The sequence below is a fragment of the Photobacterium damselae subsp. damselae genome (assembly GCF_038086725.1).
Classification (GTDB): domain Bacteria; phylum Pseudomonadota; class Gammaproteobacteria; order Enterobacterales; family Vibrionaceae; genus Photobacterium; species Photobacterium damselae.
In genome coordinates, this window is the sequence record NZ_CP146971.1 from 1,076,005 (window position 1) to 1,096,939 (window position 20,935).

Here is a 20,935-nt window from a genome sequence, read left to right on the forward strand (position 1 = left end):
TGGCTAGAGTTAAAATTACTCCTCATAATTTCAAAGGAAAATTTTTACTTTCCTCAAATACAAAAATGAAGTTGACGAATATTACTATTTATCAACATCGAGTGAATGTTATCAATATCTTTATAAAAAATCATTTGGACATAACTCTAAGTGGTAAGATATAACAAGACTGGCAATAGTGTTGCTTGAGGATATGATTAGCTTTAAGTAGAAACAAAGATATGGTTTGATAGCAAAAAAGTGTTTCGCTCTATAATGAAATATTCAATTCCATTATTTTTGTATGATAAATGCGTTAGATCAATAAAAAAGAGATCAAATCCCTATATCTTTTGCGGGAATTTGGAATGAGATGAGGTCTGGTGGCCTTCTCGGTCTTCAAAACCGATGTGAGCAGTATATGCTTTGGCAGGTTCGATTCCTGCCTCTTCCGCCATTTCACGCGCGTATAAATGGTTTTATCAATGTCATTGAACAAGACATCTAAGCTGATTATCTGGCTTGGTTCGTGTTGTCTAAAACCAGCAAAGGATACGTGCCGTGACTCTCTATTCAGAGCCCGATGTAAAATCTCCCCCTGTTACATCAAAGCCTAATTTTCGTTTACCTCAAGTAGAAAAACTGCTGCAACAAGATGAGTTTCAGATTTATATTGAGCAACTCAGCCGCCCGCTTGTTACCGATATCATTCGTACGCTATTTGCTAAACTTCGTCTCGACCCTCAATTTCAAGCTCAAGGCGTTGCGGCTTTTGATATTAACCAATTGATTAGGCAACGTTGCCAAATCATAAGAGAACAACGTCAGCAGCGTGTGATTAATGCAACGGGTATTGCTGTGCATACCAACCTTGGCCGCTCACCGATACACCAACAATTATGGCAACAAGTTAGTGATCTCAATACCAGTTATTCGAATCTTGAATTGAAATTAAGTGATGGTAAGCGCGGAGAACGTAACGGTTTATTATCGAGTCTAGTTTACAGTTGGTTAGGTGCTGAAGAGTGTGTTGTGGTTAATAACAATGCGGCCTCTATTTATCTGGCGTTACATGGTTTAGCTGCAGGAAAAGAAGTGATTGTTTCTCGTGGTGAGCAAATACAAATTGGTGGTGGTTTTCGTATTCCTGATATTTTGGCGTTATCTGGATGCACTTTGGTTGAAGTTGGAACAACCAATATTACGACCAGTGATGACTACATTAATGCGATTACTGAAAATACTGCCATGGTGTTGATGGTCCACCAATCGAATTTTTCTATGCAAGGTTTTACAGAATCTCCTGATATTTCTGATGTTGCTAAGCGTTTACCGGAACACATTGCTCTGGTGGTCGATCAAGGCTCCGGGCTTTCGAGTGAAAGTTATGCTCAAAGTGAAACCGCTCTGCAAACCTATCTAAAAATGGGCGCAGATTTGGTCTGTTTTTCGGGCGATAAAATACTGGGTGGCCCACAAGCTGGGATCATTGCCGGTGATAAAGCTCTGTGTCTGCGGTTAAGTAAAAATCCTATGATGCGAGCATTTAGAAGCAGCCGTATTGTTTTGTCGTTACTTGAACAATTATTGATCGATAAGCTCAATAAGAAAGAGAGTGGCAAAGGGATTGCTGAGCGCACACTGCAAGCATTAGCAGAGAAAAACCACCTTGCAGAGCAATTAGCAAAACGGTGGAAACCATTTAGTTGTATAACAGAGCTGCAAATGCAAGTAGGGGGCGGCTCCATCCCAACTGAGACCTATCCTTGTCTGGGCTTAACTCTTACATTACCTGGAAAAGCACAACAACATCTCGAGGCGTTACGCTCTTTTGCGGTACCTATTATTGGCTATCTTAACCGTAATCAATTGATCTTAAATGTCGCTACCTTATTACCACATGATATCGATATTTTTATCCAGCAGTTGGATAGCTATATCGCTCAATTTTATGTTCATAAAACAAAGACCCACAAGGAGACGTTGTAATGGTTGCGTCAAATTCATCGGTTCCTTACCAAGCCGTTATCGGATTAGCAGGCCATGTTGATCATGGTAAAACAGCACTGATTCAAGCAGTAACAGGCATGATGACAGCACGAGCTCATGAACAAGCCTTGGGTATGACACAAGATTTAGGCTTTGCTCACTTTCAAGATGACAGCGGTAATACCATTGGTGTGGTTGATGTGCCAGGACATGAGCGGTATTTGCGAAATATGGTTGCAGGGGTCTGGCACTTAAATGTGTTATTACTAGTGATAGCTGCAGATGAGGGGTGGATGCCAATGACCACTTCTCATGTTCAAGTTGCCCATGCGATGGGAATAGAGCACATTGTTGTTTGTATCAATAAAAAAGACAAAGTAGATGCTTGTCAATTGGCTGATATTGAAGATCAAGCTTTAGATAATGTGATGGAGTTGACTGGATTACTGCCAGAGATAGTGGCGGTTTCAGCACTTACTCACGATAATATTTCTACGTTACGTCAGTTATTAATTTCAACCGTCCATGAGAGTTTAGCGGCGCAATCGACAATTTCTTCGCAGCTACAACTGTATGTAGACCGAGCGTTTGTGGTTAATGGTATTGGCACAGTAATAACCGGCACGTTAGCTCACGGTACCATTAATCTCGGTGATAAAGTGCGTTGTTACCCATCAGGGATTGTTGGTACGGTTCGTTCCATCCAAGCATATCATCAAAGTTTACAGACGATCTCCGGAACCTGTCGCGTAGCACTTAATATAAAAGGCGTAAGTCGTAAAGATATTGGTCGAGGTCATCTTGTTGTCAGTGCAAATGATACGATGACTTTAGCTGACCAATGCATCATTCGGATTAATAAAAATGATGCGAAATTAAAAGAGAAAAAACAGCGACAAGTTGAAGCCGCTATTGGGACATGGCATGGGGTAGCGAAAGTCAGCTACTTGCCACAGACTCAATTAGCTCGAGTAGTGTTTAACCATCCGATTCCTCTCTTTTTTGGTCAGCGTTTGGCTCTGATTCAAAAAGGTGGCAGTCGCTTAATGCATGGTGGTGAAGTTGTGTGGCATGACTTTATTGCTGGTCATCAAAAGCGAGCGTTATATCAGGCTCTGGATGCCTTGCCTGTAGATTTAAATATTGAGCATCAACGCCAGCTGCGACTCACTTTACAAGGTTATTTTGAACCGATTGTTGATAGCAGTGAGGGTGAATATATCCCAACCTGTGATCAAACTTATCTGGCGCCATACTGTTTTGCTTCCCATTGGCTAGATGCGTGGATGCAAAATGTATTAACGCTATTGCAAGATGGTGATGCAATGGCGACAAATGAATTGAGTTCACGATTTAAGCTAGATGATGCGGTGGTTAATACCATTATGCAGCACCTTAAACAGCAACAGAAAGTACACCTTAGCTATGGGAAATGGCGCTTTGGCGCTGGAGATAATGAAGATGATCTTCCTGCTGAAGCCTTGGCGATTTTGCAGCAAATCCGTCAGTTTGGTAAGGCTGGCTTAGAGTTAAATAAAGTGACGGTCGCCGGAGGGAAAAAGTGGTTACGTCAGCTTAGTCATCAAAAATACATTACTGCTTTAGATGATACGATCTATTTTGATATGGGTTTGTATCATAATCTGGTTAAAGAGATTCTCGCTGGCCACCAAGTGTATGATCGGATCTCAATGGGGGAAATTAAAGATCGTACCGAACTTAGCCGTAAGTATTCCATTCCGCTTGCAAACCGCATGGAAAAAGATGGTTGGGTTCGCCGAGATGGTGATGAGCGAGTGATTTTAAAGATATGGCAGAGTTAACCATAAATTACTATTCGTATGAGCTGAAATTGACGTATGCTTAATGGGTATTTGCAAGGGACTTCACTGTGGAATATTCAGCTTCCAGTCATATTATACTGAGTAAGATACCCATTAAGTCGCCAAGTCGTTAAGGTACTGCTATTTAGGAGTAGTAAGAATGAAAGCACTGTTATTGGTCGCGTTATCCATTTTCGCTTTTCAGGCACAGGCTCAAGATAAGTACGTCTGTAAAAGTGGTAATAGTGAGCGTGTTATTGAAGTTGTATACACAAACCCTGATAGCTCTGTACCGTGTGAAGTACATTACACAAAGGCTTCAGGAACTGAGGTGCTGTGGCAAGCCAGTCATGAAAAGGGGTATTGTGAAACTAAAGCCCAAGCTTTTGCTGAAAAACTAACGAGCTTGGGAATACCGTGCACTGCAGCTAGCTCTGATGAGTCCATTTCTCATAAAGCTATGACTCAAACAACAGCTGAACCAACCGCACAGCCACAAGCTGTAGAAGTTCAAGCTCCTGTGGAACCTTCAGCTGCAGCTCCTGCTGTGAGTCAGTAAACACCATAAACCATAAGCTGGTGAAGTTGTAACAAACTGGCTTATGGTTTTAGTTATTGTATAAATTAAGATGAATGTTAACTATTTAATTTTTATTAGATAATGTTTCTTTAATATAATTTAATAATGAATGAAAAAAGACCACAAGCCTTAAGGATTGTGGTCTTTTCTTATTTAGTTATTGCCTAGATGATTATCATCATTTGGATTGTAAACATCAGCCAAATGATTTACCCCATCTTGAGATATTGATATCTTATTTCTTTCCTTGTTGATTAGGATTTAATTGTTTTCCTCGATTACCTTGGTTTTGGTCATATTGACGATTAGTACCATTATAGCCTTTATTTGGATTAGAAATATTTGCTGCATTATTCTCTGGTGTGATCTTTTTAGTCATTGAACTTTATCCTTTATTAAATTACTAAGAAAAATATAACTCTGCTCTCTTTTCTTGAATATCTTAGAAAGATTAAAACTAACATATGAATATCAAAGATTAGTTAATACCATTCCTACTTCGTTCTTAGAAAGCGAGAGTAAGAATAATTGAGTGCACTGCACTCGCAATAGTTAATTTAATAAATTTTCCAAAAGTTCTTCAAACTCCATTACTTCTTTATATTTGTTCTGTACTAATGTTTGGTATTTTTTTGTACTAAAATCAAATGTTTGTAATGACATGGAGGTTTCGTATGCACATTCTAAATCACCATTAAAAAATTCATCCATCATAGAATGTCCTTGAGAAAGAGTTGCACTTTGAGCTATAAGGCCTTGAATTATACTTGTCATTCCTCCCAACGACAGTTGTGGTAATTCCAAAAAAGGGTTAGGAAGTCGATTTGTATCTAATGACTTATTCGAACGCATTAATTTTACAAGCTCTTCAGCATTTCTTGATTGAAGTTCTATACCAAGAATTAAATTTCTATCAGTCAATATTAACGCTATTAAATCAGATGCTTTTCTTCTTAATTTATCATTAGTAAATATCTTTTTAACTTTTTTAGTATCATTAAAAAATGCTTGAAGAATAACTGCATTATTAAGTTTTATTAAACTATTTCTAGGAATGAAAAGATTGTTTCTGGTGTTGGCTCCGGTATTTTCTTGAGGGACTTCTTTTGTATTTAAGAAACTATCACCTTTACCTCTATTTCTAATAAAAGAATAGAGTAAATCTTTGAACTCTTTATGTTCGGATAAGTTAACTTTAAACAATTCTAATATTGCATCAGGTGTAGATATATATTCATCATCGAACGTCACAAGATTGCTCCAATAATTCATCGTCAGATAGGTAAGTATTTTTAAGTTCATAAGATGCAATAAATTTGGCCTGTTCAAACCAATTTTTATAGCAATAGCCTCTGTTTTTTTTATATTGTTGGATAACTCCCAAGCAATAGCCAGCACGAAGACTTTGTGATAATGATGTTGTTTGTGCTGCCAATAGCCGCTGCGATTCTTTTGAATCATAGATATTGATTAGGTCTGTACAGCTATCTACTAAAGATAATGATTTTGCTATAGATGATGTTGATAATATCATAAGAAAAATCACAATAAATAGTCTTTTTTTTACAGGCATTTTAGATTCCTTTTTTAGTTTTTAATTCTTCATTATTTGCTATTTGTTGTTTAATACTTTGCTTTTTAATCCTTAGATCCTTACTTGGTATAGAGATATATAAACTGATTAATAGATATGCAAATAATAAAAGTTGTAGATAACTTTGGTATTGAATTATTATTTTATCGAAAAAATATGTATGATTATATGAGTCTGTAACTGTGATAAAACTGAATAAAAACCATGTAATAAGAATAAATTTACCATTTACAATTAATGGAGTGACTAAACGATCCCACCAATGCATAGATGTTTTTTTGGTATATATATAGTATCGTCTTAATAATATTAACAATGAAAATATAAATAGTATTTCTATTGTTGAAATGTCAGATAAACCTTCATCGTATTCAAAAATATTTAGAGCTTGAAATATGATTGAAAGGCTGCTTATTATAAGAAGAGATAAAAATACAACTCTATTTAAAAATAATAGTAAGAAACGACTGAAAGACCAGTCAATTTCAAATAATATTTTTTTAAATCTATAAAAAATATTATATTTTACTTTTGACTCTTCGATATGTTTTTTTGAGTGTGGTTTATACATAAAAGGAATTTGTATTGTAAAAATATTTCTTTATTATATCACAATGATTTCATATTGGAATATTGCATGGGTAGTGTAATTCATTCTTGATTATGATATTGTTGTGATTATATTTGAATCACATATCTCTTTTGTTGGGTAATTATCAATCAGTTTGATTGTTGAACTATTAGCTTAGAGATTATTGAATATGAATATGAAGAAATAGAGCCATTGATATGTAGTTAATTGTTTTTCTTTATAATTGTAATGTTTAAAAAGGCTCATGATGAGCCTTTATCTCATATGATTAAATATTAAATGCCTAACCTCTAAGCGTCTGCCAATTCATGAGTCCAATACAATATCACTGTTGCTATTAAAGATAATACAATTGGCGTAATCAGCGCTATCGTTAAGGAGCCTGTCATTACTTTCGCTCCCGTAATCGCACCGAGAAAAATGGATAACCATAACAATAAGTGCCGAAAAAAAGCACTTTGTTCCCGATGCCCCATCAGTAGAAGCGCCAATGAACGTCCAGTATTAACGAGAAAGCCGGTAACATAGGTGAGAGCCGTGGCTTTATCTATAGTTGCTCGTAGCGCGATATTTTGAATGCCCATGGCAAAGCTTAAAACAAAATTGGTCACAATTGGGGCGGTATGATTGGTAATTAATGCTGTAATACTCAATAGTAGAGCGACGATTGCCATAATAATACAGCGATAGTAGCGAAAAGCACTTAGGGCCAACATTTCTCCTATCATGGCTCCAAAGACAAACAGTCCAATCACTCCTACATAATGCCAAATGAGTGGATTACTTGGTTCATTAAGTAAGATCCCGACATGGGTTGTATTACCACTCATAAAAGAGACAAATAAGCCATTTTTAAGATGCAGAAAACCAATTACATCGACAATTCCTGCAATAAAGAGCAAATAAAACGGCATTAATGTTAACAGTTGTTTTTTTAGCATGGGATTCATTGTTGTTATTCGTACCATTGGAAAAAGTATTTAAGTTTATATTTTTTGTAAGCATAGAATAAGAGTTTAATTTATGTCGATTCTTGTGTCGAAATGAGTGTCGAAAAATCTATCGACACTCTAATTACCTTGTTATTGACATGGGTTTAGACAAAGCAATGAATAGATTTTATCTAATTAATTGAATAAAAACATAAAATGCAGTTTATTCTTTGCTGGCATAGATGTTGCTTTAATGGGGCTTTTTACGATTAACTGGTAGAGCCATGAAAAGCTTTGTTATCGCCGATCCCGAAAAGTGCATAGGCTGCGGGACCTGCATGGCAGCATGTTCAACCGTTCATAAACAAGAGGGGTTACAGAGCCACCCTCGTTTAACGGTTGTCAAACAAAATGATGCCACCGCTCCTGTGATGTGTCGTCACTGTGAGGATGCCCCTTGTGCGGCCGTTTGTCCGGTACAAGCGATCACGAAACAAGATGATCGGGTTTTATTAAATGAAACTCTTTGTGTCGGTTGTACTTTGTGCGCTGTTGCTTGTCCATTTGGCGCGATTGCTTTTGATGGTAGTCGTCCGGTTGCGATGGCAAATAGCTACGATATTTATATACCTTCAACTCCTCGCTCTAGCAATCCATCAACATCGATACCAAGTACTTTTGGCCAAGACATTCTCGCTTGGGAACCGGGTGTTAAGAGCATCGCGGTAAAATGTGATTTGTGTGGTTTTCGTGATGAAGGGCCGGTCTGTGCTCAAGTTTGTCCAACACAAGCCATTATGGTGGTTGATGAAGGGAAAATCGCTAAAGCTCGCCAAATAAAACGCGCTCAAGCTGCAGAAAGTTCAGCAGTTGTTCAAGGCGGAGAATTGTAATCATGAATCCATTAGTTTTAATCCTGCTTGCTCTGTTGGGGTATTTAGGCGCAAGTATTTTTTCTTTTTATGGCCGAGAGCACGAACAAGAGACATTGAAATTATCAGGCCTTGTCAGTGCCTTTTCTGCTTTTTTGGGGTTGCTTGCGGGTTTAACCACCATTACATCTGGCAATATAAGCTTAATGACCAACCATTGGGCGAGTATGGATATGCTTTCAGCCCTGATGGTGTGTGTTATTTCAATTGTCACCATCGCATCATCCATTTATTCCATTAATTATCTGCAGGAATACCTTGGTAAAGGTGGTTGGAAAATCAGTGTACTGTTTAACTTGTTTGCTGCTGCCATGACGGCCCTAGTTGTGGCTGCTAATGTAATGGTCTTTATGTTTTTTGTGGAGATCATTTCACTGGCATCAGTTCTGCTTGTTGTCAGTGGCGGTTCTGAAGCAAACAGAAAAGCTGGTCTGCAATATTTCGTGGTTGATCATCTTGCTAATTTATTCATTTTATTCGCGTTTTTGATCTTAGTTTGCCATAGTCATAGTTTTGATTTTAGCGTTTTTGTTGCGACTCCAATTACCGGTACAACGGCTTCTTGGGCCTTTATTTTTGCGCTATTTGGCTTTGGTATTAAAGCCGCTGGTATTGGTTTACATGGCTGGATGCCAAAGATTTACCCGCTAGCGCCATCTCACAGTTCAACCTTAATCTCTTGTGTGATGGTTAAGCTTGGTATTTATGGCATCATCAAGTTTGGCATTATGTTCCTAGGGGCAAGTCAGCTCTGGTGGGGTATTGTCGTCTTAATTTTTGGTGCATTGTCATCGGTTCTTGGTGTGATGTACGCGCTTGCCGAACACAATATCAAGCGCCTATTGGCATATCACACCGTTGAAAATATTGGCATTATTTTAATCGGTGTGGGTGTTGCAATGATAGGTATTGCAACGGTTCATCCTGTTATTGCCTTGCTTGGTCTATTAGGGGCTCTATATCACTTACTAAATCATGCGGTATTTAAGGGACTCTTGTGCCTAGGTTCGGGATCAATTGTCTATCGCATGCACACTAAAGAGATGGATCAAATGGGCGGTCTGGGTAAAACCATGCCAAAAACAGCTCTCGCCTTTTTGATTGGTACGATGGCCATTTGTGCTTTGCCTCCCCTTAATGGTTTTGTTTCTGAGTGGTTTATCTACCAGTCACTATTTTCATTGGGTAAAGCTGGCAGTGTCACCAATTTAATCTTTGGTCCATTTGGCATGGTGATGTTGGCGCTAACCGGTGCTTTGGCCTGTATGTGTTTTGTTAAGGTTTATGGTGTGTGTTTTACTGGTGCGCCTAAATCAGAACAAGCGGCCAATACCAAAGAAGTAGGGCCTGCAATGACACTGGCAACATCAAGTCTTGCGATCGTTTGTATTATCTTAGGTGTTGGTTCGCCATGGATTGCACCTTATTTCTCTGCGATTGCTTCATCTATGTTGAATTTAATGCCAGTTCCCGTTGCTTCTGGTGCCGCGTTATATCCTGTGATTCCAACGCAAGCCATCCTTTCTACCCCAGTTATTGCTATTACGTTAGCGTTATTGACCTTAGTCCCTGCTTTGTTACTGATGATTTTTGGTGGTCATCGAGTGTCTCGTCGTCAACAAGGCGATCCTTGGGCTTGTGGTTATCAGTATGAACAACGCATGACAGTCTCAACTGCTGGTATTACTGCACCAATGCGTCAGATGTTTGGTTTTATTTACAATAATCGACCTAAAACATCCCTAACTGAGCGTTATGTTTTGCCTTTCTTTGTCGATCTAAATGGTCAATTAAGCTGCCATAAAGTGAAAGTCTTCTGCGTAGTTCTGGCGTTATTTGTGATCGGTTTCTTCCCATTTATTTCAGGAGTAAGTTACTGATGTCTCCATTAGAAATGCCATCAGCGGGATGGATTATCTTGGCTGTGGTTCAAGCGCTATTGATGTTGCTTTTAACTCCATTAGTAACCGGTTTCTCTCGTGTTATACGGGCGAAAATTCACTCTCGTAAAGGCCCTGGTATCTTGCAAGATTACCGCGACATTATGAAGTTGCTGCGTCGTCAGTCGGTTGCACCAAGCAATGCTGGAATGATTTTCTGGCTGATGCCATGGGTTTTGATTATCACTATGCTGTTGATCGCAATGGCATTACCTACTGTTACCCAAACATCACCATTTCCGATCTCTGGTGATTTGATCACAGATATCTATTTATTAGCCATATTCCGTTTCTTCTTTGCTCTTGCGGGCATTGACTCTAACAGCATGTTCGGTGGTTTAGGCAGTAGCCGTGAGCTCACGTTGGGAATTTTGGTAGAACCGATCCTTATTCTGGCTATTTTGCTGGTGGCGCTCGCGATGGGTACAACGGATCTTGGTTATATTAGTCGAGCTATGGCAACTCAAACTTGGCATCAGCCTTTAACCTTGATTTTAGCCGGCATCGTGTGTGCATTTGCTCTATTTATTGAGATGGGTAAGTTACCGTTTGATAGCGCAGAAGCCGAACAAGAACTGCAAGAGGGCCCTGTTACTGAATATTCTGGTTCTAATCTTGCGCTTGTTAAGCTGGGTCTTGGCTTAAAACAGCTTGTTGTGGCTCAGCTCTTTTTAGCGATTTTCATTCCATGGGGTAAAGCCAGCAGTTTGACATTCACTGGACTGTTCTCGGCAACGGTAATTTTGCTGATTAAGCTTTTTGTGATCTTCTTAATTGCTGGGATTGCAGAAAATACGATGGCACGTTTTCGTTTTATGAAAATTCATCGTGCTATTTTCCCGATGTTCTTAGTGGCAGTGATCGCACTGCTGTTCTTTATTCTTGGTTGGTAAGTCACGACAATGACAAGTTCTATATTTGAAACAGCTATAAATCCCCAACGTATTGGTAAAAACTATGTCGATGGCGTGAATCATTTTTTCCCATTAGCCATCATAGATGAAGAGTGGCAAACCGAAAATCAAGTTACGATTACGGTCAAAATGACGGCTTTAGTTGATGTAATGAAGTGGCTTTATTACGACCAAGGCGGTTGGCTTACTGTAACGTTTGGTAATGATGAACGCTCTCTTAATGGTCACTTTGCGGTTTATCACGCTTTGTCTATGGAAGGCGAAGTGAAAAGTTGGGTAACGGTAAAAGTTTTAGTCGATCCTGTAAGCCAAGAATTCATTTCAATTACGCCCACGATTCCAGCTGCGGTTTGGGGAGAACGAGAAGTACGGGATATGTATGGTTTACATCCGGTAGGATTACCTGATGAACGTCGTTTGGTTCTCCCTGACGATTGGCCGGAAGATCTGCATCCATTACGTAAAGATGCTATGGATTATCGTCAGCGTCCTCAACCTACAACTGAGACAGAAACCTATCAGTTTGATAACCAATTAGGCAACGATAGCAACCGCATTGTGCCCGTTGGTCCTTTGCATATCACCTCCGATGAACCAGGTCATTTCCGCCTATTTGTTGATGGTGAAGACATTGTGGATGCGGACTATCGCATGTTTTATGTCCATCGTGGTATGGAGAAATTGGCTGAAACACGAATGGGTTATCATGAGGTCGCTCAATTGACCGATCGCGTGTGCGGTATTTGTGGTTTTACCCATAGTGTGGGGTATAGCAATACTATTGAAAACGCACTTGATGTTGATGTGCCGTTTCGCGCCAAGATGATTCGTACCGTACTGCTTGAAGTTGAACGTCTGCATAGCCATTTGCTCAACATTGGACTATCTAGCCACTTTGTCGGTTTTGATTCTGGCTTTATGCAGTTTTTCCGTATTCGTGAAAAAACCATGGAGTTAGCTGAACTGTTAACTGGCGCTCGTAAAACCTATGGTATGAACCTTATTGGTGGTGTTCGCCGAGATTTTCTTAAAGAGCAGCGTACGAAAGGTATTGCGATGGTGCGAGAGGTTCGTCAATCCTTTAGCGAACTGGTTGAAATGCTATTAGCAACGCCAAATATCGATAGCCGTATTTGTGGCGTGGGCATTTTAAGTAAAGAGATCGCTCGTAATTACAGCCCTGTAGGTCCTTTGATTCGTGGTACTGGATTTAAACGTGATGTTCGTGTCATCCACGGCCAGCAGTTTGAAGCTTACAGTAAGGTGCCGATTGAGCTGCAAACCATGGAAAATGGCGATGTGCAGTCTCGTGTGATGGTTCGTATTCGTGAAGTGTTTGACGCTCTTAATATTGTGGAGTTTGGTTTAGATAACTTACCTGCTGGGGCAATTTTAACCGAAGGGTTTAACTATGTTCCGAATAAGTTTGCATTAGGCTTTACTGAAGCACCTCGTGGGGAAAATGTGCACTGGAGTATGACCGGGGATAATCAAAAACTCTTCCGTTGGCGTTGCCGTGCTGCTACATATGCAAATTGGCCTACATTGCGCTATATGTTGCGTGGTAACACCGTTGCTGATGCCCCTTTAATTATCGGTAGTTTAGATCCTTGTTATTCATGCACAGACCGCGTCACCATTGTTGATACTAAGAAAAAACGCAGCCAAACCGTGCCATATAAAGCGATTGAGCAATACAGTATCAATCGCAAGAATTCGCCATTTAAAATCTAAGGGGGCCTTGTGTTTAAGTTATTAAAAACGGTACTTAAAACAGGGGAGGCAACCACGAAATACCCATTTGCCCCTCTTGAAGTGAGCCAAGATTTTCGTGGTAAACCTGAATTAAACGCTGATCAATGTCTATCTTGTGGTGCATGCACGCGAGCTTGTCCTGCAAATGCACTGATTATGGAAACCGATGAGCAAGCAGGTACTCGACGTTGGGAACTGTCGATGGCTCGTTGTATTTATTGTGGTCGCTGCGAAGAAGTGTGCCCAACAAAAGCCATTAAATTGTCGCAAAATTTTGAGTTAGCCGTGACCAATAAAGCGGATTTGTATGAATCGGCAACGTTTGATCTGGCCGATTGTAGCCAATGTGGCAGACCATTTGTGGCCCGTAAACTGCTTGAGTATGTATTGGATACACTGGAGCTAAGTGGTGTGCCTACCGACCAATTGGCACAGCGCCGTGAGCAGCTTGAAACCTGTCCTGAATGCCGTCGTCGAAATAATATGTTAGATAGTGAAAATATTAGCCACCTACGTTTTATTGAGGAGGACGTATGAAAGGTATTAAACAGTTAGTTGGTACTGCTCACACTCAAACGGTTCCAGTTGAGTTGCCTCCTCATAGCCAGAAATTAAAAGATGCATTGATTAAGCAGATCCGTCGCTCCGCCTATGTCTATCGTGTCGACTGTGGTGGTTGTAACGCTTGTGAAATTGAAATTTTTGCAGCAACGACTCCTGTTTTTGATGCGGAACGATTTGGTATCAAAGTGGTGGCATCTCCTCGTCATGCTGACATCTTGCTGTTTACGGGAGCGGTGACTCGTGCCATGCGAGCTCCCGCCTTACGAGCTTATGAAGCGGCTCCCGATCCAAAAATTGTGATCTCTTATGGTGCCTGCGGTTGCGATGGCGGTATTTTTCATGATCTCTACTGTGTGTGGGGCGGAACAGACAAAATTGTTCCGGTTGATGTCTATATTCCTGGTTGTCCTCCAACACCTGCAGCAACGATTTATGGCTTTGCAGTTGCTTTGGGGCTTCTTGATCAAAAGTTGAAGTCTAAAACGCATCAACCCGATCAAACTAAAGCTTCATTACGTCATACAGGTATTCCACTTGATCTTAAAGTGATGATCGAACGCGAAGCCCGCTTGCTAGCAGGATATGTTCAAGGTCAACGTATTGCTGATGAAGTAATGGAGATTTTAGCCAATAGCGACAGTGATACCGTAGATAGTAATATCCAGACCTATCTTGAGCAAAAGGACGACCCGCGACTTTGTGAAATTGTACATATTTTGTTTAATAAAACGATGGCGGCATTAACGGGTACAGGCCCTCAAGCATCAAGCATTTGTTCAAGTCAGTGCCAAAAAACGTGTTCTGGTTCTGCTCAAAATGACTTATTAGGGTAGAGGTGAGAGATGACTTGTAACACCCTTGAATCTCGCCATTTAGAAGGGCATGTGTATTTTTATAGCTTAAGTCGTAAGTTTGTTGATCAAAGCTATGATGTGCCAGAAGAAGCAAAACAGATCATGTATTACAGCCTGGCAATTGGCCATCATTTAGGTGTGGTCGATTGCCTTAAATCAGTACTAGATTGCGACGGCAGAGAATATCAAGCATGGATTGATGCTTTACCCCATGAAGGTGAAGCGTATCGAAAAATGCAAGGTTTTCTCTTGTTTGGCGAAATTACAATTTATCCTGAACATATCAATATGCTGGCACTTGCTTTTGATCGATTAGATACTTTAAAACAAGATAAAAAATCTCAACAATTAACCCAAGGTTTTATTGCGGCACTTAGCGCTATTTACCATGAGCCGACAATGTATCTTATGATCCGCGGTGGCGATTCTAAAAAGCCAACAGTGGTCAGTGATAATGACACTAATGGGCAAATAGCATGAGTGGTGGTTTACAACAAATTAATTTATCAGCTGCATTATGGGGTGAAGCGGCGTGTAGTAATGTTGATTTAACCGTTGATAATATCGTACTGACCGTGGGTAATTCGATGATGGGTGATGATGGAGCGGGCCCTTTATTAGCCACAATGTTAAAAGCCAATCCGATTGATAATTGGAGTGTACTTGAAGGTGGTTCGATGCCAGAAGATTGCTTACATTTAATTCGAAAAGTAAAACCGAATCGTGTGCTGGTGGTCGATGCGGCAGATATTGGCGAAGAAGCTGGAACGATTCGAGTGATAGATCCTGAATCGATTGTTGATATGTATGTCGTCTCAACACACAGCCTACCGCTCAATTTTCTGATTGATGAACTTAAAACCTTTGTGCCAGAGGTCGTCTTTGTCGGTATTCAGCCTGCGATTGTCGCATTTTCAGCCCCCTTAACTGAGATGGTTCAAAATGCGGTATCAACCTTGTATCAGGTACTTCCTGTTTGGCAAGATGATGGAGGGTTTGAACATGTGTAAGTATCGTTAATATCGACAGTGTCGAAGTGTTGTGACGAAATGTGTCGACAGTAAAATATTGAACGAGATGGTCTTGTCTGACATATCAATAAAAGCTCGAAGTAATTCGAGCTTTTATTTTTTTCTGATTATTTTCATGTAGTTATATTTTATTTTAGTTAGTTTGATAAATTGGCACGCCTCATGCTTATATGGTATCGCAGTCAGTAAGCTCGGTGACAGTTGACTGATTGCGATGTATCGACATCAATAAAGGATCCACCATGAACCGGTTTGTTTTTGCAGATCCAAATCTGTGTATTGGGTGTCGAACCTGCGAAGTTGCGTGTGTTATTTCTCACCAAGCAGATAGCACAGTAGCAGGGTTAAATGCTGTAGATTTTTTGCCTCGTCTTACTTTGGTGAAAAATGCTCATGTGACCACCCCTGTTATGTGTCGGCAATGTGATGATGCGCCATGTGCTCAGGTTTGTCCTAATAATGCCATTGTTTTAGAAGATGGTTTTGTCAAAGTAATTCAGTCACGTTGTATTGGTTGTAAGACTTGCGTTATCGCTTGCCCTTACGGCGCAATGAATGTGGTGACAAAAATGGTTGAAGAGACAAAAGGGTCTGCGTTGTTTAAACGTCAAGTTCCTCAATCTCAAGCGCTAAAATGTGATTTATGTAACCACCGAGAAGAAGGCCCTGCTTGTGTGCAGGTGTGTCCGACCGGTGCAATTCGAATCATTGAGTCAGAAACTTTGACTGAAGACAGTAAACAAAAGCGTGAAGCTGCTGCGTTAAATGCCGTTGCAATTTGTCGCTGATATAAATTAATAACCGTTACTACCAAAGGTTAGTATGAAAAAGTCCATTGTTGTTTGTCCCTACTGTGGTACTGGGTGCAAACTAAAGTTGGTCGTTGAAAATAACAAAGTGATCGCAGCAGAGCCTGCTGATGGTCGTACTAATGAAGGTCAGTTGTGCCTAAAAGGTTACTATGGCTGGGATTTTCTTAACGATACCAATCTATTAACGCCACGCTTAAAACAGCCGATGATTCGTCGCACTCGTGATGCTCAACTTGAAGCGGTTTCTTGGCAAGAAGCAATTGATTTTGCAAGTGAAAAATTACTTGAAATCAAAAAGAAATACGGCCCAGATGCCATTATGACAACAGGTTCAGCTCGGGGGCCAGGTAACGAAGCTAACTATGTGATGCAGAAATTTGCACGGGCGGTCATAGGGACTAATAACGTCGATCACTGCGCTAGGGTGTGACACGCTCCATCAGTCTCCGGTCTGGAGACAACAGTAGGTAATGGCGCAATGAGTAACGCTATTCCCGAAATTCAACATACTAAATGTTTACTCATATTCGGTTACAATGCGGCAGATTCTCATCCGGTTGTAGCAAGGCACATTTTAAAAGCTCGTGCTAATGGGGCGAAGATCATTGTTTGTGATCCTCGTAAGATTGAATCTGCTCGTGTTGCAGATCAATGGTTAGCCCTAAATAATGGCTCGAATATGGCATTAGTTAATGCGTTAGCAAATGTCATTATTGAAGAGGGGCTATACAACAAGGAATTTGTGCAAAACCATACTGAAGGTTTCGCCGAGTTTCGTGAAATAGCGTCTCACTATCCGCCTGAATCAGTTGAACAAGTTACAGGTTTAACTGCACAAGAAATTCGTTTAGCTGCACGTACTTATGCTGCTGCGCCTGAAGCGATGATTTTGTGGGGGATGGGTGTTACCCAATACGGTCAAGCAGTTGATGTTGTTCGTGGCTTAGCAGGGCTTGCATTGCTAACTGGTAATTTTGGTCGTCGTGGTGTGGGTTGTGGCCCAGTTCGAGGTCAAAATAACGTGCAGGGTACATGTGATATGGGCATGTTGCCGCATCAGTTCCCTGGTTATCAAGACGTTACCGATGATGCCGTACGTTCTAAGTTTGAACAAGCTTGGGGTGTTTCGTTATCAGGAACTCCTGGCTATCGCTTAACGGAAATGGGTCACAAGGTTGAAGAAGGTATCTGTAAAGCGTTCTACATCTTTGGTGAAGATCCTGCACAAACGGAAGCCGATCTTGCCGCAATGCGCGACACCATGCGTAAAATGGAGTTAGTGATTGTTCAAGATATCTTTATGACGCAAACAGCTGAATTTGCTGATGTGATTTTCCCTGCAACCAGTTGGGGAGAACACGAAGGTGTATACAGTAGTGCTGACCGTGGTTTTCAGCGTTTCTATAAGGCGGTAAAACCAACTGGTGATGTGAAACCCGATTGGGAGATCTTTAGCTTATTAGCAACGCGTATGGGTTACCCTATGTCGTACAACAATACTGAAGAGATTTGGGATGAGCTACGTAGTCTATGTCCGCTCTATGCTGGTGTTACCTACGATAAGATGGCTGATTTGAAATCGGTTCAGTGGCCGTGTCCAACCGAGGATCATCCGGGTACATCGTATTTATTTGAAGGTAATCAGTTTAGTACGCCATCAGGTAAAGGGATCTTTATTGGTGCCGAATGGCGTGCTCCACTTGAACAACCTGATGCTGAGTATCCACTAGTACTTTCAACGGTTCGTGAAGTTGGTCACTATTCATGTCGCTCCATGACAGGTAACTGTGCTGCTTTACAAACGTTGGCCGATGAACCTGGTTATGTCCAGATGCATCCTGATGATGCTAAAGCGTTAGGTATTGCTGATCAGCAGTTAGTTTGGGTATCTTCCCGCCGAGGTAAAGTTATCTCTAGAGCTAACTATAATGAGCGTGTCAATAAAGGCGTGGTTTACATGACTTACCAATGGTGGATTGGTGCTTGTAATGAGCTAACTATTGAGCATTTAGATCCCATATCAAAAACGCCAGAGTTTAAATATTGTGCGGTAAAAGTTGAGCATATTGATGATCAATCTTGGGCAGAAAATTACGTTCAAACCGAATACAGTAATTTAAAAGCGCGATTACGTAATCATGTAATTAATGCGTAGCTAATTATTTCACTTAAATAATGGCGCATTTATGGAAATAAGGTTTCCAAGATAAAATATTGCTATTTTTTATTTTGGAGCCTTATTTATTCTCATTGAGAGTAATTAATAGCTTTGCTTTATAAGTCAGAAGAAAATTAGTAGATATCATCATTTTTTATATGGAATTGAATTGAGTTTTCCGCTTGGTTGATTCAGATCAATGCTTGGTTAGTAAAATGCTTGAGAATTGTATTACAAATGCTTGAATTTTTATTTGCTATTCGGGCCAATTTATCTGCAAGAGCTAATGGTACCATGGAACGCTTTGAAGCCGACTTGATGAGTTTTTCAAAAGCCTTATTATCCATCAACGATATTTCTGGCGTAATGACGTTTTTAAATAACGAAGATTTGCTATTTATTCAAGTTGATAGGGTAAATTTACTACTAAAAAATGATATAGATGATACGCCAACACTTTACTTTTTAGATAAAGGCAATGAACAAAAAAATTATCAGTATAATCAACATTCTTTAGCGCTACATAAGATTGCTTCTTGTGAGTATTATCATGATATCTCTGGTCATGAACTGTACCAGACGTTTCCTCAATTAGTTGACCACCCTGCTTACTATGACGTAAAACGATACTGCAAAATACCGCTTTTAATTGCAGGTAAACCATTAGGTGCTATTGAGTATATTAATCATAAATTAGCAGACAGTATTGAATCTGAGAGACAATTTAAACTGTTTAATAATATGATCGCTGCCATGATAGAGCATATTATTGAACATCAACTTGCTTCTGATTTTACACAGCAATTAAGTAATGAAAAAAGAACTTCCAAGTATTAGTCGATATTACCAATACGGTTATTAGTCAAAGTACAAAAAAAGAATTAATCAGTTCTTTATTACATTTTCTTTATCAACATTTTGCTATGACAGAGCTGTCAATTATTCAGCTCCAAGATAACCATTATATGCAAATGTTTTGTGGGTTAAACAATAGTAATACTGAATTTCATTGTCATTTTTTTAATGATGATAAAATGATTAAACATGCAATAGAGAGTAATAAACCTGTAATACTTGATCACAACCAATTGGATCAAATTCGCCAAGATGAAAATGGTCCTTATTTTCCATCAAAAGTAAAAAGTGCTTGTGTTGTTCCGATGGTTTTTCGTGGGTTAACTATTGGTTATATCTGCTATATGAAAAGAGAAACCGTCAATTACCAGCAGTATGATATTGAGCTGGTTCAGCAGATAGCCTCTCGTGTTGCTCTGGCTATGCACAGTATTAAGGCTCATCAAGCTTCACTGCCCAGAACTGTAACTGAGCAGTATGTCAGTATTGAAGATAGCTATGATGAACATGCGATTTTTGATGACATTATCAGCCAAAGTGAAGCGATGAACCAGGTGTTGGAAAAAGTTGCAATGGTGGCCAGTTGCGATAGTACGGTATTGATTCTAGGTGAATCGGGGACAGGAAAAGAGTTAATTGCACGTGCGATTCACAAAATGAGTTTACGTAGCAAAACCCGAATGGTGAAAATGAATTGTGCCGCGATTCCTGCCGGTTTGTTTGAAAGCGAGCTGTTTGGTCATGAAAGAGGGGCATTTACAGGGGCAATCAGCCAACGGGTTGGTCGATTTGAGCAAGCCCATAAGGGGACTCTCTTTTTAGATGAAATTGGAGATATGCCGCTTGAATTACAGCCTAAGTTATTACGGGCGTTACAAGAAAACGAAATCGAGCGAGTAGGTAAAAATCAGCTTATCTCTGTTGATGTTCGTATTGTTGTTGCGACTAATGTTGATTTACTGGCAATGGTTGATGCAAAACAGTTTCGTAATGATCTTTATTATCGGTTAAATGTTTTTCCGATTGAAGTTCCTCCGCTTCGACAGCGGGCTGAAGATATCCCGTTATTAGTCAAACATTTTGCTCGTCAATTAGCCCAAAAAATGGGTAAGAAAATCACTGCAATTGCAGCTAGCGATCTTGAACTGATGCAACGTTTTTCTTGGCCTGGAAATGTTCGTGAATTGCATAATTTTGTTGAACGTTCCGTTATTTTAACGCGAGGCCATATATTAAATATTCCGGTTGATGAGCTAATTTCGCTTCAACCTCATATTGTGCAAAATTCTAGAAAAATGGAATCCCAACCATCACTATCCAAGACTTCACTTAAACAGGCTCAAGAATTACCGCAGGTAGCATCAATTGATGATCTAACAAGCTCAGGCTCAGAGAGTGTCTGTTCTGTCGATACAGCGGCAAAAAATGAAGTAAAAAAGGTGAGACCTATTGTTGATCAATCCATGATCATCAACGCATTAAAACGGTGTCAAGGGGTCATTGCAGGGCCTAATGGTGCGGCTAATATGCTGGGCTTAAAGCGAACAACCCTACTATCTCGTATGCAAAAAATGGGCATCAGTAGTCAAGATTATCGTTAACCAAATTCGAGTTTTTGAACCAAGGAATTA

Annotated in this window: 18 protein-coding genes, 1 tRNA gene and 1 pseudogene; 15 read left to right on the forward strand and 5 right to left on the reverse strand. The window is 39.9% G+C overall.

The features are described 5' to 3' along the window. The first annotated feature begins 344 nt into the window (after positions 1-344). The 4 genes from WAX86_RS19425 to WAX86_RS19440 all read left to right on the forward strand — a co-directional run bounded on the left by WAX86_RS19425 (position 345) and on the right by WAX86_RS19440 (position 4,350). Positions 345-436, forward strand: a tRNA-Sec gene (locus WAX86_RS19425). Between the two features lie 104 nt (positions 437-540). After that, positions 541-1,968, forward strand: a complete 1,428-nt coding sequence (gene selA / locus WAX86_RS19430; RefSeq protein ID WP_341489534.1) for an L-seryl-tRNA(Sec) selenium transferase — start codon at positions 541-543, stop codon at positions 1,966-1,968. Then, on the forward strand, positions 1,968-3,791 hold the full coding sequence (selB, locus tag WAX86_RS19435) for a selenocysteine-specific translation elongation factor (RefSeq protein ID WP_341489535.1): 1,824 nt from the start codon (positions 1,968-1,970) through the stop codon (positions 3,789-3,791). The genes selA and selB overlap by 1 nt, the downstream gene beginning before the upstream one ends. A 160-nt stretch (positions 3,792-3,951) precedes the next feature. Continuing rightward, positions 3,952-4,350 (forward strand): hypothetical protein, encoded by a 399-nt coding sequence (locus WAX86_RS19440; RefSeq protein WP_237042032.1) that lies wholly within the window; start codon positions 3,952-3,954, stop codon positions 4,348-4,350. 256 nt (positions 4,351-4,606) lie between these two features. Here the strand turns inward: WAX86_RS19440 and WAX86_RS19445 are convergent, their stop codons facing one another. The 5 genes from WAX86_RS19445 to WAX86_RS19465 all read right to left on the reverse strand — a co-directional run bounded on the left by WAX86_RS19445 (position 4,607) and on the right by WAX86_RS19465 (position 7,498). Further along, positions 4,607-4,750 carry a hypothetical protein gene (locus WAX86_RS19445; RefSeq protein WP_341489536.1) on the reverse strand — a complete coding sequence of 48 codons (144 nt, stop codon included), beginning with the start codon at positions 4,748-4,750 and terminating at the stop codon, positions 4,607-4,609. A gap of 173 nt (positions 4,751-4,923) precedes the next feature. After that, the gene (locus tag WAX86_RS19450; RefSeq protein WP_341489537.1) at positions 4,924-5,622 is read right to left on the reverse strand and encodes a hypothetical protein; all 699 of its coding nucleotides are present in this window, start codon (positions 5,620-5,622) and stop codon (positions 4,924-4,926) included. Further along, entirely contained in the window at positions 5,609-5,944 is a 336-nt protein-coding gene (locus WAX86_RS19455; protein ID WP_237030267.1) for a hypothetical protein, read from the reverse strand. Before WAX86_RS19455 ends, WAX86_RS19450 begins: the two co-directional genes overlap by 14 nt. Position 5,945: 1 nt before the next feature. Beyond that, positions 5,946-6,536, reverse strand: a complete 591-nt coding sequence (locus WAX86_RS19460; protein WP_341489538.1) for a hypothetical protein — start codon at positions 6,534-6,536, stop codon at positions 5,946-5,948. Between the two features lie 311 nt (positions 6,537-6,847). Continuing rightward, complete coding sequence (locus WAX86_RS19465; protein ID WP_005306404.1) at positions 6,848-7,498, reverse strand: YoaK family protein; 651 nt, start codon at positions 7,496-7,498, stop codon at positions 6,848-6,850. 275 nt (positions 7,499-7,773) lie between these two features. Here WAX86_RS19465 and WAX86_RS19470 point away from each other — a divergent pair, with 275 nt between their 5' ends. From WAX86_RS19470 to WAX86_RS19525, 11 genes and pseudogenes are all read left to right on the forward strand, one after another. Further along, the gene (locus tag WAX86_RS19470) at positions 7,774-8,382 is read left to right on the forward strand and encodes a 4Fe-4S dicluster domain-containing protein (RefSeq protein WP_341489539.1); all 609 of its coding nucleotides are present in this window, start codon (positions 7,774-7,776) and stop codon (positions 8,380-8,382) included. A gap of 2 nt (positions 8,383-8,384) precedes the next feature. Next, complete coding sequence (locus tag WAX86_RS19475; RefSeq protein WP_341489540.1) at positions 8,385-10,301, forward strand: proton-conducting transporter membrane subunit; 1,917 nt, start codon at positions 8,385-8,387, stop codon at positions 10,299-10,301. After that, entirely contained in the window at positions 10,301-11,254 is a 954-nt protein-coding gene (locus tag WAX86_RS19480; protein ID WP_005303920.1) for a respiratory chain complex I subunit 1 family protein, read from the forward strand. Before WAX86_RS19475 ends, WAX86_RS19480 begins: the two co-directional genes overlap by 1 nt. A 9-nt stretch (positions 11,255-11,263) precedes the next feature. Continuing rightward, positions 11,264-13,009 (forward strand): hydrogenase large subunit, encoded by a 1,746-nt coding sequence (locus tag WAX86_RS19485; RefSeq protein WP_341489541.1) that lies wholly within the window; start codon positions 11,264-11,266, stop codon positions 13,007-13,009. Between the two features lie 9 nt (positions 13,010-13,018). Continuing rightward, positions 13,019-13,567: a formate hydrogenlyase complex iron-sulfur subunit gene (locus WAX86_RS19490; RefSeq protein ID WP_065171129.1), complete on the forward strand. Its 549-nt coding sequence runs from the start codon at positions 13,019-13,021 to the stop codon at positions 13,565-13,567. Continuing rightward, positions 13,564-14,427 (forward strand): NADH-quinone oxidoreductase subunit B family protein, encoded by an 864-nt coding sequence (locus WAX86_RS19495; protein ID WP_065171128.1) that lies wholly within the window; start codon positions 13,564-13,566, stop codon positions 14,425-14,427. The genes WAX86_RS19490 and WAX86_RS19495 overlap by 4 nt, the downstream gene beginning before the upstream one ends. Before the next feature lie 9 nt (positions 14,428-14,436). After that, on the forward strand, positions 14,437-14,928 hold the full coding sequence (locus WAX86_RS19500) for a formate hydrogenlyase maturation HycH family protein (RefSeq protein ID WP_341489542.1): 492 nt from the start codon (positions 14,437-14,439) through the stop codon (positions 14,926-14,928). Positions 14,929-15,035: 107 nt separating this feature from the next. Beyond that, positions 15,036-15,458, forward strand: a complete 423-nt coding sequence (gene hycI / locus WAX86_RS19505) for a hydrogenase maturation peptidase HycI (RefSeq protein WP_341489807.1) — start codon at positions 15,036-15,038, stop codon at positions 15,456-15,458. A 263-nt stretch (positions 15,459-15,721) separates the two neighbouring features. After that, entirely contained in the window at positions 15,722-16,267 is a 546-nt protein-coding gene (locus tag WAX86_RS19510; RefSeq protein WP_341489543.1) for a 4Fe-4S dicluster domain-containing protein, read from the forward strand. Positions 16,268-16,301: 34 nt separating this feature from the next. After that, complete coding sequence (gene fdhF, locus WAX86_RS19515) at positions 16,302-18,446, forward strand: formate dehydrogenase subunit alpha (protein WP_138240636.1); 2,145 nt, start codon at positions 16,302-16,304, stop codon at positions 18,444-18,446. A 240-nt stretch (positions 18,447-18,686) separates the two neighbouring features. Further along, a pseudogene (locus WAX86_RS19525) lies at positions 18,687-20,905 on the forward strand (sigma 54-interacting transcriptional regulator). The last annotated feature ends 30 nt before the right edge of the window (positions 20,906-20,935 follow it).